This is a genomic window from Lacisediminihabitans sp. (assembly GCF_036404185.1).
GTDB lineage: Bacteria > Actinomycetota > Actinomycetes > Actinomycetales > Microbacteriaceae > Lacisediminihabitans.
Genome location: NZ_DASWPB010000197.1, coordinates 1 through 14,509, shown reverse-complemented (window position 1 = coordinate 14,509; position 14,509 = coordinate 1). Strand labels below are relative to the sequence as shown.

General features: G+C 69.5%; 13 protein-coding genes. 11 read left to right on the top strand and 2 right to left on the bottom strand.

The window, feature by feature from the left end:
* The 7 genes from VGC18_RS14100 to VGC18_RS14070 all read left to right on the top strand — a co-directional run.
* The coding region (locus VGC18_RS14100; RefSeq protein WP_414672896.1) for a transketolase-like TK C-terminal-containing protein at positions 1-1,437 on the top strand (1,437 nt) is incomplete at its 5' end.
* Between the two features lie 23 nt (positions 1,438-1,460).
* Complete coding sequence (locus tag VGC18_RS14095) at positions 1,461-2,660, top strand: helix-turn-helix domain-containing protein (protein WP_331098489.1); 1,200 nt, start codon at positions 1,461-1,463, stop codon at positions 2,658-2,660.
* Positions 2,661-3,076: 416 nt separating this feature from the next.
* Complete coding sequence (locus VGC18_RS14090) at positions 3,077-3,994, top strand: ACP S-malonyltransferase (RefSeq protein WP_331098488.1); 918 nt, start codon at positions 3,077-3,079, stop codon at positions 3,992-3,994.
* A complete protein-coding gene (locus tag VGC18_RS14085; protein ID WP_331098486.1) occupies positions 3,991-4,995 on the top strand; it encodes a beta-ketoacyl-ACP synthase III in 1,005 nt (334 codons plus the stop codon). The genes VGC18_RS14090 and VGC18_RS14085 overlap by 4 nt, the downstream gene beginning before the upstream one ends.
* 41 nt (positions 4,996-5,036) lie before the next feature.
* On the top strand, positions 5,037-5,285 hold the full coding sequence (locus VGC18_RS14080) for an acyl carrier protein (RefSeq protein WP_331098484.1): 249 nt from the start codon (positions 5,037-5,039) through the stop codon (positions 5,283-5,285).
* A gap of 96 nt (positions 5,286-5,381) precedes the next feature.
* Positions 5,382-6,617: a beta-ketoacyl-[acyl-carrier-protein] synthase family protein gene (locus VGC18_RS14075; protein ID WP_331098482.1), complete on the top strand. Its 1,236-nt coding sequence runs from the start codon at positions 5,382-5,384 to the stop codon at positions 6,615-6,617.
* Between the two features lie 21 nt (positions 6,618-6,638).
* Entirely contained in the window at positions 6,639-7,826 is a 1,188-nt protein-coding gene (locus tag VGC18_RS14070; RefSeq protein ID WP_331098480.1) for a glycosyltransferase family 4 protein, read from the top strand.
* A 10-nt stretch (positions 7,827-7,836) separates the two neighbouring features.
* On the opposite strand, the gene VGC18_RS14065 is transcribed toward VGC18_RS14070, so the two are convergent.
* Positions 7,837-8,316 (bottom strand): DUF3145 domain-containing protein, encoded by a 480-nt coding sequence (locus VGC18_RS14065; RefSeq protein WP_331098478.1) that lies wholly within the window; start codon positions 8,314-8,316, stop codon positions 7,837-7,839.
* 305 nt (positions 8,317-8,621) lie between these two features.
* Between VGC18_RS14065 and VGC18_RS14060 the strand changes: the two genes are divergently transcribed.
* Genes VGC18_RS14060 through VGC18_RS14045 form a run of 4 tightly spaced genes read left to right on the top strand, consistent with a single transcriptional unit; the run spans position 8,622 to position 13,484 of the window.
* Entirely contained in the window at positions 8,622-9,233 is a 612-nt protein-coding gene (locus tag VGC18_RS14060; protein ID WP_331098476.1) for a PadR family transcriptional regulator, read from the top strand.
* The gene (locus tag VGC18_RS14055) at positions 9,230-9,955 is read left to right on the top strand and encodes an ABC transporter ATP-binding protein (protein WP_331098474.1); all 726 of its coding nucleotides are present in this window, start codon (positions 9,230-9,232) and stop codon (positions 9,953-9,955) included. Before VGC18_RS14060 ends, VGC18_RS14055 begins: the two co-directional genes overlap by 4 nt.
* Positions 9,952-12,870 carry an FtsX-like permease family protein gene (locus VGC18_RS14050; protein ID WP_331098472.1) on the top strand — a complete coding sequence of 973 codons (2,919 nt, stop codon included), beginning with the start codon at positions 9,952-9,954 and terminating at the stop codon, positions 12,868-12,870. Before VGC18_RS14055 ends, VGC18_RS14050 begins: the two co-directional genes overlap by 4 nt.
* Positions 12,871-12,911: 41 nt before the next feature.
* Complete coding sequence (locus VGC18_RS14045; protein ID WP_331098470.1) at positions 12,912-13,484, top strand: PadR family transcriptional regulator; 573 nt, start codon at positions 12,912-12,914, stop codon at positions 13,482-13,484.
* On the opposite strand, the gene VGC18_RS14040 is transcribed toward VGC18_RS14045, so the two are convergent.
* Positions 13,472-14,509, bottom strand: a 1,038-nt coding sequence (locus VGC18_RS14040) for a bifunctional 3'-5' exonuclease/DNA polymerase (RefSeq protein ID WP_331098468.1), incomplete at its 5' end; no start/stop codon positions are given. The genes VGC18_RS14045 and VGC18_RS14040 overlap by 13 nt on opposite strands.

The following is a 14,509-nucleotide window of genomic DNA, read 5'->3' as shown; positions in this document are numbered from 1 at the left end:
GACGCCCTGCGCATCCCGATCACGGACGCCACGCTCGAGGAGAACCCGTACCTGCCGCCGTACTACCACCCCGGCGAGGACGACGAGGCGATCCAGTACCTGCACGAGCGCCGCAGGGCGCTCGGCGGCTACGTCCCGGAGCGCCGTTCGCGGTACACCCAGATCTCGATCCCCGCCGAGGACTCGTACGCCATCGCCAAGAAGGGCTCCGGCAAGCAGGAGATCGCCACGACCATGGCCTTCGCCCGCCTGCTCAAGGACCTTCTGAAGGCTCCGGAGTTCGGCCACCGCATCGTCCCGATCATCCCGGACGAGGCGCGCACCTTCGGCATGGACGCCTACTTCCCGACGGCGAAGATCTACAACCCGCACGGGCAGAACTACACCCCGGTCGACCGGCAGCAGCTGCTCTCCTACAAGGAGAGCGCGCAGGGCCAGATCCTGCACGTCGGCATCAACGAGGCGGGCGGCTTTGCGGCCTTCACCGCGGCGGGCACCTCCTACGCCACACACGCCGAACCGCTGATCCCGGTCTACGTGTTCTACTCGATGTTCGGATTCCAGCGCACCGGGGATGCGATGTGGGCGGCTGGCGACCAGATGGCCCGCGGGTTCATCATCGGGGCGACGGCCGGACGCACCACGCTGACCGGCGAGGGACTCCAGCACGCCGACGGCCACTCGCTGCTGCTCGCATCCACCAACCCGGCGGTCGTCTCCTACGACCCCGCATACGGGTACGAGATCGGCCACATCGTCAAGGCCGGCCTCGAGCGGATGTACGGAGAGACGCATCCGAACCCCAACGTCATGTACTACCTCACGGTGTACAACGAGCCGATCGTCCAGCCGGGCGAGCCGGAGAACCTCGACGTCGACGGCCTGCTCAAGGGCATCTACCTGCTGAACCGGTCGGAGAGCACGGGCCCCAAGGCCCAGCTGCTCGCCTCAGGGGTCGCGGTTCCCTGGGCCCTCGAGGCCCAGCAGCTGCTCGCGGACGACTGGGGGGTGTCGGCCGATGTCTGGTCGGTCACCTCGTGGACCGAGCTGCGCCGGGAGGGGCTGGACGCCGAACAGCAGAACTTCCTCAACCCGAACGCCGAGCCGCGCACTCCCTACCTCACGCAGAGGCTCGCGGGTGCCGAGGGTCCGTTCGTCGCGATGACCGACTTCATGCACGCCGTGTCCGACCAGATCCGGCCGTTTGTGCCCGGCGACTTCGCGACCCTCGGTGCCGACGACTTCGGGTTCTCCGACACCAGGGCGGCGGCGCGTCGTTTCTTCAAGATCGACGGACCGTCGGCGGTCGTGCGCACACTCGAGCTGCTGGTGAAGCAGGGCAAGATCGATCCCAGCGTCCCGCAGCAGGCCATCGACCGGTACCGGCTGCACGACGTGACCGCAGGAACCACCGGATCCGTCGGCGGCGAGAGCTAGGACGGCGACCGGCTCGACGACCCATGGCACCGGTGGCGAAAACCAAAGAGCAGACGCTCTCCTGGCTCAGGGCGATCTCCGGCGAGCTGGCGACCGCGACGCTTAAACGACTCGACGACACGCTGCCCTGGTATGGCGAGATGCCTCCGGGGCGGCGGTCGGCGGTCGGTCTCGTCGCGCAGGCCGGGATCACCTCGTTCATCCACTGGTTCGATGACCCGACATCCACCCCGTGGATCGCCGCGGATGTCTTCGGTGCCGCTCCGCGGGAGCTGCTCCGTTCGGTGAGCCTGACACAGACCCTCCAGCTCATCAAGGTCACGGTCGAGGTCGTCGAGGAACGGGTCAAGGGTGCCGACGAGTCGGTGCGCGAGGCCATCCTGCTCTACTCGCGCGAGATCGCCTTCGCAGCTGCGGATGTCTACGCGCGGGCCGCCGAGGCGCGCGGACTCTGGGACGCCAGGCTCGAGGCCCTCGTCGTCGACTCCATCCTCAGCGGGGAGTACGACGACGAGCTGCCGAGCCGCATCGCCGCGCTGGGCTGGCACGGCCACGGCGAGGTGTCCGTGCTCGTCGGCACCGCGCCGAGGGTGCTCGACGTCGACATGCTGCGCCGCACCGCAAGACACCTGGACGCCGACGTGCTGATCGGGGTGCAGGGCAACCGGCTGGTGCTGGTCATCGGCCGCGCGCATCCGACCCCGGGAGAGGACGAGCCGGCCGCCACCGACCTGATCCCGTTCATCGACATCGCCAAGGCCCTCGAGCCCGGCTTCGGCGACGGGCATCTGGTGCTCGGGCACGAGGTCTCCAGCCTCGTCGACGCCTCCCGGAGCGCGAAGGCGGCCCTCGCCGGATTCGCCGTCGCCCGCTCCTGGCGGAACGCCACCCGGCCGACGCTCGCCGACGATCTGCTGCCCGAACGCGCCCTCGCCGGGGACGCCCTGGCCAGGGCGACGCTCATCAACCGCATTTACAAGCCCCTGCAGGCCCACTCCACGGAGCTCCTGACCACCCTGTGGTGCTATCTCGACAACGGGCGCTCGCTCGAGGCGACCGCCCGTGAGCTGTTCGTGCATCCGAACACCGTGCGCTATCGCCTCAAGCGGGTCTCGGAGGTCATCGGCTGGGACGCCACCGGCGCCCGTGAGTCCCTCATCCTGCAGGCCGCCCTCATCATCGGCTCCATCGCCGAGCCGGATGCGCCCGGCCGCCGCCGCTGAGCCGTCCGCTCCTGCCGATCTCGCCGCCAGGCGCGGTGCTCCCTTCCCTTCTCTCCGTTCCTCCCGCCTTCGTGCTCCCTTCTTCGCACCCGCCCCATCCAATCCCGCCCCGCCCCGCCCGATACTCGTGGCGGGAGAAACTGACTCGCGGCGGGAGGCCCAACTCCCGCCGCCGTTCGCTTGCCCCGCCACGAGGGGTCATATCTGCCGCCACGGCGCCACTACTCCCGCCACGACCGCCGCAGAGAGGTCTTATCTCCCGCCGCCACAGGAGTAGTTTCTCCCGCCGCCACGCGATCAGCCGGCCCCGAGGAGGCGGCGGCAGCCGCTATGTTGGAGGACTAGCCCAAAGGATGTCCCGTTTATTAGTGGGGTGTCACAACCGACTTCCCCGCACGTCATAGGAGACTTGATAAGTGATCGTCGTCGTCTGCCCGGGTCAGGGCTCTCAAACCCCCGGATTCCTCGGACCGTGGCTCGCTGAGCCCCGCTTCCTCGACCGGCTGACCGCCCTCTCCGAGGCGGCAGGCATGGACCTCGTGAAGCACGGCACGACCTCGGACGCGGACACGATCCGCGACACGGCCGTCGCCCAGCCGCTCATCGTCGCCGCCGGCCTGCTCACCCTCTCCGCCCTCCTGGATGGCCGACGCGACCGCATCGGCGGCGTCGCCGGGCACTCTGTCGGCGAGGTCACCGCCGCGGCCGCCGCAGGCATCCTCAGCGAGACGGATGCGATGACCCTGGTGCGCGAGCGCGGCGCCGCGATGGCCGAGGCCGCCGCGATCACCCGCACGGGCATGAGCGCCGTCGTCGGAGGCGACGAGGAACAGCTGCTCGCCCGGCTCGCCGAGCTCGATCTCGCACCGGCCAACTTCAACGGCGGCGGCCAGATCGTCGTCGCCGGCGAACTACCCGGTCTCGAGGCCCTCAAGGCCGATCCACCGGCCGGAGCGCGGGTCATCCCGCTCCAGGTCGCCGGGGCGTTCCACACCCGCTACATGGCCCCCGCCGCCGAGCGCCTCCGCGCCGCGGCCGCCGGCCTCCCCACACACGATCCGAGCATCCCCATCTGGACCAATCGCGACGGCTCCTCCGTCACGAGCGGCGAGACCTTCATCGACCTGCTCGTCGGACAGGTGTCGTCGCCGGTACGGTGGGACAAGACCATGGACGCCTTCGCGGCTGGGGGTGTCACCGGGGTGATCGAGATCGCCCCGGCCGGCGCCCTCGTCGGACTCGCGAAGCGCGGCCTCAAGTCCGTGCCGACGGTGGCCGTCAAAACCCCAGACGATCTCGCCGCGGCCTTCGACCTGATCGACGGGAAGTCATGAGCCAGACAGTTCTCCAGCAGTCCCACGGACCGCAGTTCACCCGCATCTACAGCTACGGTGCCGCCCGCGGCGACCTGATCGTCACCAACGACGACCTGATCGAGCCGATCAACTCCAGCGACGAGTGGATCAGGCAGCGCACGGGCATCATCACCCGCACCCGGGCCTCCGCGGGCATCCTCGCGGTCGACCTGGCGACGGATGCCGCGCGCGAGGCCATCGAGAAGTCCGGGGTCCCGGCCGGCGACATCGACCTCGTTATCATCGCGACCATCAGCAACGTGCAGCAGACGCCGTCCATGGCCACCGTCGTCGCCGACAGGGTCGGGGCCAACCCCGCGGCGGCATACGACCAGAACGCGGCCTGCGCGGGCTTCAGCTACGGCGTGACCCAGGCCGACGCTCTCATCCGGGCGGGAGCGGCGCACTACGCGCTCGTGATCGGCGCGGAGAAGCTCTCCGAGTTCGTCGACCCGACCGATCGGTCGATCTCCTTCCTCCTCGGCGACGGGGCGGGGGCTGCCGTCATCGGCCCGAGCGAGACACCGGGCATCTCTGCCGCCGTCTGGGGGTCCGACGGCTCCAGGGCCGGTTCCGTCGGTATGAACGCCACGACCATCGACTTCAAGAACGGCGACGCGACCTGGCCGACCCTGCGCCAGGAGGGCCAGACCATCTTCCGCTGGGCCGTCTGGGACATGGCGAAGGTCGCGAAGCAGGCCCTTACGGCGGCGGGCATCACCGCCGACGATCTGGCCGCCTTCATCCCGCACCAGGCGAACATGCGCATCATCGACGAGCTCGCCAAGCAGCTCGGCCTCGGCGAGGACATCGTGATCGCGCGGGACATCGCCACCACGGGCAACACCTCGGCCGCGTCCATCCCGCTCGCCTCCCATCGGCTCCTCCAGGAGCACCCGGAGCTCAGCGGCGGACTGGCACTGCAGATCGGTTTCGGCGCGGGCCTCGCCTTCGGCGCCCAGGTCGTGGTCCTCCCGTAAGATAATCAACGGTCAAACGACACCCCCAAGGAGAAAACACAATGGCATTGTCCACAGAAGAGGTTCTGGCAGGTCTCGCAGAACTCGTAAACGACGAAACCGGCATCGCCACCGACTCGGTCGAGCTGGACAAGTCGTTCACCGACGACCTGGACATCGACTCCATTTCGATGATGACCATTGTCGTGAACGCAGAAGAGAAGTTCGACGTGAAGATCCCCGACGAAGAGGTCAAGAACCTCAAGACCGTCGGAGACGCGGTGAGCTTCATCGTCAACGCACAGGGCTAGTCCCGACAGACGCGGCTGGCCAGTCCTGGGCCACACCTGGACTGGCCGCGCCCGTATGACGATGCCCATCGTGAGATCCATGAGAAAGATGCCGTTATGACCAAAAAAATCGTTGTTACCGGGCTGGGCGCGACATCGCCCATCGGCGGGAATGTCACCGACACCTGGAAAGCCCTGCTCGCCGGCGAGTCCGGCACTCACACACTCGACAACGACTGGGCGGAGACCTACGGGATCCCGGTGAACTTCGCCGCGCGCGCCCTCGTCCGCCCGGAGGAGATGATGGAGCGTCAGGAGGCCAAGCGCCTCGACCCCTCAGCTCAGTTCGCCCTCATCTCCGCCAGGGAGGCCTGGGCGGATGCCGGCGCACCCTCCGTCGCCCCCGAGCGCCTCGGCATCGACTACGCGACCGGCATCGGCGGGCTCTGGACCCTGCTCGACGCCTGGGACACCCTCCGCGAGAAGGGCTCGCGCCGAGTCCTTCCGCTCACCGTGCCGATGCTGATGCCCAACGCGGCATCCGCGGCGATCTCGATGGCCTTCGAGGCCCGCGCCTTCGCCCGCACCGTCGCCTCCGCCTGCGCCTCCAGCACCGAGTCGATCGCCAACGCCTACGAGCACCTGCAGCTGGGACTGGCGGACGTGATCATCGCCGGCGGCACCGAGTCGGCCATCCACCCGATCACCATGTCGTCGTTCTCGTCGATGCAGGCGCTGTCCCGTCGCAACGACTCCCCCGAGACGGCGTCGCGACCGTACAACGTCGACCGCGACGGCTTCGTCATGGGCGAGGGCGCGGCGAGCGTCGTCATGGAGACCGAGGAGCACGCCCTCGCCCGCGGCGCGCACATCTATGCCGAGATCGCCGGCGGCGGCGTCACCGCTGACTCGTACCACATCACCGCGAACGATCCCACCGGTCGCGGAGCGGCCCGTGCCATCGGTCTCGCGCTCGAGCAGGCCGGCGCCGATCGCGACGAGGTCATGCACATCAATGCGCACGCGACGAGCACCCCGGTCGGCGACATCGCCGAATACGCCGCGCTCAAGGCGTTCTTCGGGGATCGCATCCACAGCATCCCGGTCTCGGCGACGAAGGGGGCGACCGGGCACCTGCTCGGCGGCACCGGCGCGCTCGAGGCGATCTTCACCATCCTCGCGCTGCGGGACCGCCTGGCGCCTCCCACGATCAACCTCACCGACCAGGATCCCGAGATCCCGCTCGACGTGGTCACCTCGCCGCGCGCCCTCGGGGACGGACCGCTTCTCGCGATCAGCAACTCTTTCGGCTTCGGCGGGCACAACGCCGTCCTCGCCATCAGGAGCGTCTAGCCGGGGCCGTCCCCGCTTCCCATGCGTATTGCGATAGTCAGCGACTACTACTTCGACTACGTCGGCGGCGCCCAGACCTCCATGCGGCAGCAGAGGCTGGCGCTCGAGAATGCCGGGCACTCCGTCGTGATCGTCTCGCCCGCCCGCGGTGTCTTCGGCAGGCGGTATCAGCGTGTCGACGACGGCCTCCAGGTGAGACCGCTGTTCCGGATGCCCGTGCTCGACCTCGCCGTGATCCCCAACACCGCGCGCACCCGGCGCGCGCTCGAGGCCTACCTGCGGGACGAACGCATCGACGTCGTGCACGTCCAGACCGAGTTCGGGCTCGCCCACGTGGCCAAGGCGGCGGCGGCCAGCATCGGCATCCCGCTCGTCCACACTGTGCACAGCTTCTATTGGGCGAGCGAGGGCGGCCCGCAGGCCTCCGTCGCCTGGTTCATCCACTGGGCGCTGCAGATCGTCATCGGGGCGAAGATCCCGCACCAGTTCTTCACCCCGCGCAAGACCGACAACCTGCTGCGCAACCTCGTGCTCACGATGGCCGGGACCGCCGACAGGGTGGTGTCCCCCTCGGCCCATCAGGCCGAGGACCTCAGGGCGGCCGGGGTCGACCGGCCGATTGCCGTGATCCCGAACCCCATCGCACCGCCGGTCACCCCATCGGTCCTGCTCACGCCCGAGACGGCGGCCAGGCCGCGCTTCCTCTGGGTGGCCAGGTGCGAGCCGGTCAAGCGCCCGCTGCCCTTCGCGCGGGCGGCACTGGACGCCCTGGAGCGCACGGGCAACGGCTTCGGTGTGGACTTTGTCGGCGAGGGCTCCGACTTCGCCGCGCTGGAGAAACTCACGGCCGGGCATCCGGAGATCCGGGTGTACGGCTCGCTCCCCCACGACGACGTCCTCCGGATGATGGACGAATCCGCGGCCGTGGCCATCACCTCGCTCGGCTTCGACAACCAGCCCATGACGATCGCCGAGGCGGTGAGCCGCGGTCGCGGCGTGCTCTACTGCGATCCCAAGCTGAGCGAGGGACTGCGCAACTCCGGTGCGCTCTCGCGGACGCCGGACGAGGCCGGCCTCTCCGATGCGCTCGTCGACCTGGCCAGCGATCCGTCACGACTCGTCGCGATGTCACAGGGCGCGATCATCGACCGCGAGCTGTTCTCCCCCACCACGTACGTCGAACGCATCCTGGCGGTCTACCGCGGTTAGTCCGCCACGGTCAGCCGACCTTGTGCAGCCACACAACCTGGTTGGTGTCGCTCGCGTGGCGGAACGCCTCGAGCTCGTCGTCCCAGGCCTGGCCGAGGGCGAGACGCAGCTCGCGGTGCAGCTCGAAGGCATCCGAGCCGGCGATCTCCATCGCGTACCGCACGCGGTCCTCGGGGATGACCACATTGCCCGCGCTGTCGGTCTGGGCGAAGAAGATGCCGAGATCGGGCGTGTGCATCCACCGCCCGCCGTCGCTGCCTGGCGACGCGTCCTCGGTCACCTCGTATCGCAGGTGCTCCCAGCCGCGCAGGGCGGAGGCGATGGCGGCGCCCGTGCCCTGGGCACCCTCCCAGTAGAACTCGGTGCGCATCGAGCCTCGCAGCACGGGCTGCTCGGCCCAGGTGAAGTTCACGGCGCGATCGAGGGCGCCTCCTGCCGCCCACTCGATGTGGGGGCAGAGCGCGCGGGGCGAGGAGTGCACGTACAGCACTCCGCGTGCCCGAGTAACGGCTCGTGCTGTGTGACCAGCAGGCGCCGTTGAGCCAGCATTCGGTACAGTCACGATAACTCCATTCCGTTGAGGTGCGACTTCCCCATCGACCTCGGAATGCTCTCGGGCTGAAACCCAGTGCTGGTGCGTATGAAATTGTTGCGGTGAACCGCTGGGGCCAATTATCGCCGATGAACCCGGGAAATAACAACTATGTGATTTGCCGCGCCGCGACACGCCTGATAAATACGTGTCAAGTATGCATATACTCGGAAACACTATCGTGCGATCCAGGAGGACCCTCAGTGTCGATCCGTCAGAGTCTGTTGGCCATTCTCGATCAGGGACCGTGTTACGGGTATCAGCTCAAGAGCGAGTTCGACCGGCGCACCGGTTCGACGTGGCCGCTCAACGTGGGCCAGGTGTACAACACCCTCGAACGGCTCGAGCGAGACGGGTTGGTCGAGCGCGGCGACGAGGCAACCGACGGTCAGGTTCACTACCGGATCACCGAGTCGGGGCACGTCGAGGTGGCCGGCTGGCTCGGCTCCCCGGTGGCTCGAACCACCGCCGCCAGGGACGAGCTCGCGATCAAGCTCGCCATCGCCGTCACCCTCCCCGGCGTCGATATCGCCAGCGTGATCCAGGTGCAGCGAGCGGCGACCGTGCGTACGCTGCAAGACCTGACCCGTACCAAGAACACCACGGAAGAGCCCGAGACGGCGGAGGAGCTGTCCTGGCTGCTCGTGGTCGACTCGCTCATCTTCGCGGCGGAGGCCGAGGTGCGCTGGCTGGACCACTCCGAGACGCGGCTGGCTCGGGCAGCCGCGGCGGGGCGAGCCGCACCGCAGCCGCTGGCCACGGACATCCCGAAACGCGGTCGTCCGGCGAAGACGATGCACGGAGACCACCGGTGAGCGCGGATGTCCTGCTCCGGCTGGACGGGATCTCCCAGCAGTACGGCAGGGGCGAGACCGCGATCACCGCGTTGAGCGGGGTGGATCTGACCCTGCACGACGGTGAGCTCATCGCGATCATGGGGGCGAGCGGTTCCGGCAAGTCGACGCTCCTCACGATCGCCGGTGGTCTCACGGTGCCCACGAGCGGCGAGGTCGTGGTCGAGGGCGAATGGCTCTCCACCCTGTCGACCACGGCGATCGCCGCACTGAGGCGCCGCACCCTGGGATTCGTCTTCCAGGACTTCAACCTGGTGCCGGCGCTCACCGCGGTGGAGAACGTCTCGCTGCCGCTCGAGCTCGACGGCTGGAAGCGCCGCAAGGCCAGGAGCGCCGCCCTCGACGCCCTGCGCACCGTCGAGCTCGATGATCGTGCCGACTACTTCCCCGACGACCTGTCCGGCGGCCAGCAGCAACGGGTCGCAATCGCGCGGGCGGTTGTCGGCACCCGACGCATCGTCCTTGCCGACGAGCCAACGGGCGCGCTCGACAGCACCACCGGTGAGGTGGTGCTGCGGATGCTGCGCCGCCGAGTGGATGCCGGTGCCGGCGGCATCCTGGTCACTCACGATGCCCGACACGCGGCCTGGGCAGACCGCATCGTGTTCCTGCGGGACGGCAGGATCGTCGACGAGAGCGTGGCAACGGGTGTGGACACCCTGCTCTCGGGGACACGCCCGTGAGCCATCGGATCGAGGCCGACCCGGCCTCCGCGCATCCACCGCGAGCCGTCAGCGTGCGCCCGGTCTCTGGACAACGGATCGCGGTGCGAATCGCCCGTCGGACGAGCGTGCGCTCGATCGGCAGGAGTCTGCTGATCGGCCTGCTCATCGCGCTGCCCATCGCCGGGCTGTCTGCCGTCGTGCTGGTCGCCCGGAGCACGGATCCGACACCGGCAGAGACCGTCGCGACCCAGTTGGGCCGGAGCGAGGCGAGACTACGGGTCGTGAGCCCGCCGGATCCCGGGCTGAGCCAGTATCCGACCGATCCCGACTGGTGGCAGAACGGCGAGAAGTTCTCGAACGACACGCGGGACCTCACCAATACGGAACTGGCGGATCCGACGAGCTACCTGCCCGCGGGAACCCGTGTCCTCACGACATTCCCCGCGGCGGCGACGGTGACCACCGCCCACGGGGTCGCCAGCCTTCCGGTGATCGAGGGCGAACCGTGGGATGCGGCGCTGCATGGACATTTCGAGGTGCTGGAGGGTCGGGTTCCCCGCGTTGACTCCGAGATCATGGTCACGCCCGGGGCTCTCACCCGGCTCGGCGCGAGGCTCGGCGACACCGTCGCCGAGCACACCCCGCTCGAGCGGACGGTGACCATCGTCGGCGTGCTCGATGACCGAACGAAGGGCTCCGCCAATTCCACCCTGTTCGCTCTGCCCGGCGCGCTCGTCACAGCGTCGGGCGGTGACCGAATCGCCGGTACGAGCTACTACCTGCCCGCGCTGCCCCTCGACTGGGACGCCGTGCAGGGTCTGAATCGGCACGGCGTCACGGTGCTGTCACGGCAGGTGCTCCTCGATCCTCCCCCGCCCGGCTCCGGGACACCCGGATACGCGCACCCCAACTGGTTCGTCATCCTGCTCGCCCCCACCGCGCTGATCGCGGCCTTCACGGTGTTCGAGGTGGTTCTGCTCGCCGGCGCCGCCTTCGCGGTCGGCGCACGCCAGCAGCAGCGCACCCTCGCTATCGTGGCCAGCGTCGGCGCACCGCGGTCGGTGTTGTTCCGCATCGTCTCCGCGAACGGCATCGTGCTCGGTACCCTTGGCGGTCTGCTCGGTCTCGCGCTCGGCATCAGCTGCGGCAGCCTCGCCATGGCGCTCACCGGCGACGGAAGCACGACCCGGTACTACGGCTACCACCTCGACTGGCCGATCCTGGCCGGGATCCTCGTCTTCGCCGTCGTCGTCGGCTGGATCTCCGCCCTGGCCCCCGCGATCGCCGCATCCCGACTCGACGTGGTCGGCGCCCTGCGCGGAGCCCGTCGCCCGCCCACGCCGAGCAGACGCCGCCCGATCGTCGGGGTGATCGTGGTGCTCGTCGGCACCGGCTTGGCCGTCGTCGGCGGCATCCTGCTCGTCATCGAGGCGCGGGCGAGTCACACCATCAGCGGGAACGGAGGCCGAACGGCTGCGCTCCTCACCGGCCTCGTCGTCGCCGGGCCGATCGTCGTCCAGGTCGGACTCGCCCTTTGCGGACCGCTACTGCTGCGTGGTGCCGCCGCCGCGTTCTCGCGATCCGGCCTCGGCAGCCGGCTCGCGCTCCGCGACGCCGCGCGAAACCCCGGACGGGCGGTGCCCGCCTTCGCGGCCATCCTCACCGCCGTCTTCGTTGCCGTCTTCGCGATGTGCGTCGTCGGATCGAGCCAGGTACAGAGCGACGCCGGTCACCAGTACACGACCATGCCGGGCCAGGTCAGCTCCCAGCTCGACTACGCGGCGATGCCGGATCGCATGAGGTACGTCACAGCTCCGAGTGGCCCGTTCGTCGCAGCGCTACGCTCCACACTCCCCGTCAAGACGGTGCGCACTCTGTCGAGCGTTCCGGATTTCGACATCGGTCCCGACCAGATCGCGGCGAAGGTCCCCTCCCTCCCGAGCTATCCGGTGCTCACCGTCCCCGCGGCCAATCTGTGCCCGATGGACGCCCGGTCGCCGCAGTACTCGGAGAAACGACTCCTGGATCCCGCCTTTGCCACCGCCAGCCAGAACGATCGGCGCTGCAGCACAAACACCTTCCTCTCTTCCGCGCACAACGCCGGCGGACGGCTCTGGGTCGGCAGCATCGACGATCTCGCGCTGGTGCTCGGGCGGCAGCCGTCGCCGTCCGCGAGAACGGCCTTCGCCGCCGGCCACGCCGTTGCGCTGTATCCCGAATACGTGAGTGGTGGCGAGATCGAACTGGACTGGTGGACGGCGAAACAGCTGGCCGATGACGCCATCTATTCCTCGAACAAGAAGCCGGTGTCGGTCACGCATCTGGATGCCGTGGTGGATAGCCCCGCCCATCCGATCAATTTCGGGGTCTTCGTGCCCACCGCGACCGCCGATCGACTCGGGCTGCCCTCTGCGTCCTCGCTGGTGCTCGCCTCCCTGACGAGGCCGCCATCGACGGGCGAACTCGATGCGGCACGCCAGGACACCGCCGCGCTGACGGGGGACCCGGACGGAAGCACGCTCAGCATCGAGACCGGTCCGGCTCCCTTCGCGAATCTCGTCGCCTGGATCCTCCTCGGCCTCAGCTCTCTCGTCGCCGTGGGCTCGTCCGCGGTCGCGATCGGACTCGCCCGGGCGGAGGGGCGACAGGACGATGCCACGCTCGGGAGCCTGGGTGCAAGCTCGATCACCCGCCGCAGCTTCGCCTTCTGGCAATCGCTCCTGCTGAGCGGTCTCGGTGCCGTCCTCGGCGCGGCCGTCGGACTGCTCCCGGCTCTCGCGCTCGAGCTGCCCGGCGGCAGAGCGCCTTTCGCACCGCCGTGGCTGCAGATCGGTCTCACCGCTGTCGGCCTGCCGCTCACCATCGCCTGCGGCAGCTGGCTGATGGCCTCGTCGCGCGGCCGGCCCGTCCTCCGGCGCACTCCGATCGGTTGAAGACCTATACTCGGTAGAAGTTTGGAAGACCTGGAGGCGGGATGTCGGTGCGCTCTGGCCTCCTCGCGGTCCTCACCCTCGGCCCCGCCTACGGGCTGCAGCTCCACGCGGAGTTCACCGGCCGGGCGCCGCACCGCGGACCGGTCAACGTCGGCCAGGTGTACGGGACGCTCGAGCGGCTGTCGAAGCAGAACCTCGTCGAGCCGGCGGGAACGACGGACGACGGCCTGCCGATGCACCGGCTGACCGAGGCCGGCCGGGACGAGGCGGCCTGCTGGATGCACGAGCCGCTGCTCGAGTCCCTGCCCGAGTGGACCGAGATGCTCGACCAGGTGCTCGTGACCAGCTCCATCGATTCGCCCGCCGCCGAGGGGCTCGCGGAGAGCTTCCGGCGCTGGTGGGAGGCCGACCTCGCGGGCACCAGGGTCGCGGCCTCCGCCGACACCCTCCCGGTGGACGCCCGCCTGGCCCTCGTCGCGCGGGAGGCCCAGGGGGTCGCCGCGATCGCCTGGCTCGGCGCGGCGATCGCCACGCTCTCCGACTACGACGCGTTCCGCGGGCCATCCGAGGTCCGCCCGCGGCGCGGCAGGAAACGAGCCGGCTACTTGGCCTGACCGTAGTCGTCAACGACGGCGACCGTGAGCGGGAAGGTGACCGGCATCGCGCCGAACAGCAGCCGGCCGGCGTCCGCGGCGGCCTGACGCACGGCCGCCTCCACCCGCTCGGTCAGCTCGGCCGGACAGTGCACCACCACCTCGTCGTGCATGAAGAAGACGAGGTGCGGGCCGTCCGTGAGCCAGGCGTCGCCGGACAGCTCGATGAGGCTCCGCCGGAGGTTCGCCATCCAGCAGAGCGCCCATTCCGCGGCGGTCCCCTGCACCACGAAGTTACGGGTGAACCGGCCCCATCCCCGCGACTGCCCCCTCGCCCGCGCGGTCTCGGCGTCCGTCGCGGTCTCGTCGTAGGCATCCGACTGGCTCTCGCGCCAGGCCGCCCCCGGCCGGGGTGAGCTGCGGCCGAGACGGGTGGTCACCACCTCGCCCCGTTCGCCGGCCCTCGCCGCCTCCTCCACCAGCCGGATCGCCCTCGGATAGGCGCGGGTGAGTTTCGGCATGAGCCGGCCGCTCTCGCCGGTCGTCGCCCCATACATGGCTCCGAGCATGGCGACCTTCGCCTGGTCTCGGGTCTCGACGGCGCCGCTCGCCACGATGCCGGCGTACAGGTCGCCCGCGCTGCCCGCCTCCGCCATCCCCCGGTCGCCCGACATCGCCGCGAGGATGCGCGGTTCCAGCTGCGAGGCGTCGGCGACGACGAACTTCCACCCGGGATCGGCCACGACGGCACCCCGGATCTGCTTCGGCAGCTGCAGCGCCCCACCGCCGCCCGTGCTCGCCCAGCGCCCGGTGACCACGCCTCCCGGCACGTACTCGGGATGGAACCGGCCGTCCCGCACGTTCGTATCGAGCCAGTGCCAGCCGTTCGCGGCCAGGAGCCTCGCGAGTTTCTTGTATTCGAGCAGCGGCGGGATCGCCGGATGCCTGAGCTTCTTCAGCTCCCAGGACCGGGTCGAGGTGACCATGAGCCCCGCGACGCCGAGAGCCCTGAGGAGGTCGGCCGGGGAATCGGGGTTGAGGGTCGG

What these genes read in the sequence shown, in the direction of transcription:
- VGC18_RS14095 (WP_331098489.1), top strand. Translation starts at nt 1,461, where the DNA reads ATGGCACCGGTGGCGAAAACCAAAGAGCAGACGCTCTCCTGGCTCAGG.
- VGC18_RS14085 (WP_331098486.1), top strand. Translation starts at nt 3,991, where the DNA reads ATGAGCCAGACAGTTCTCCAGCAGTCCCACGGACCGCAGTTCACCCGC.
- VGC18_RS14080 (WP_331098484.1), top strand. Translation starts at nt 5,037, where the DNA reads ATGGCATTGTCCACAGAAGAGGTTCTGGCAGGTCTCGCAGAACTCGTA.
- VGC18_RS14075 (WP_331098482.1), top strand. Translation starts at nt 5,382, where the DNA reads ATGACCAAAAAAATCGTTGTTACCGGGCTGGGCGCGACATCGCCCATC.
- VGC18_RS14070 (WP_331098480.1), top strand. Translation starts at nt 6,639, where the DNA reads ATGCGTATTGCGATAGTCAGCGACTACTACTTCGACTACGTCGGCGGC.
- VGC18_RS14045 (WP_331098470.1), top strand. Translation starts at nt 12,912, where the DNA reads ATGTCGGTGCGCTCTGGCCTCCTCGCGGTCCTCACCCTCGGCCCCGCC.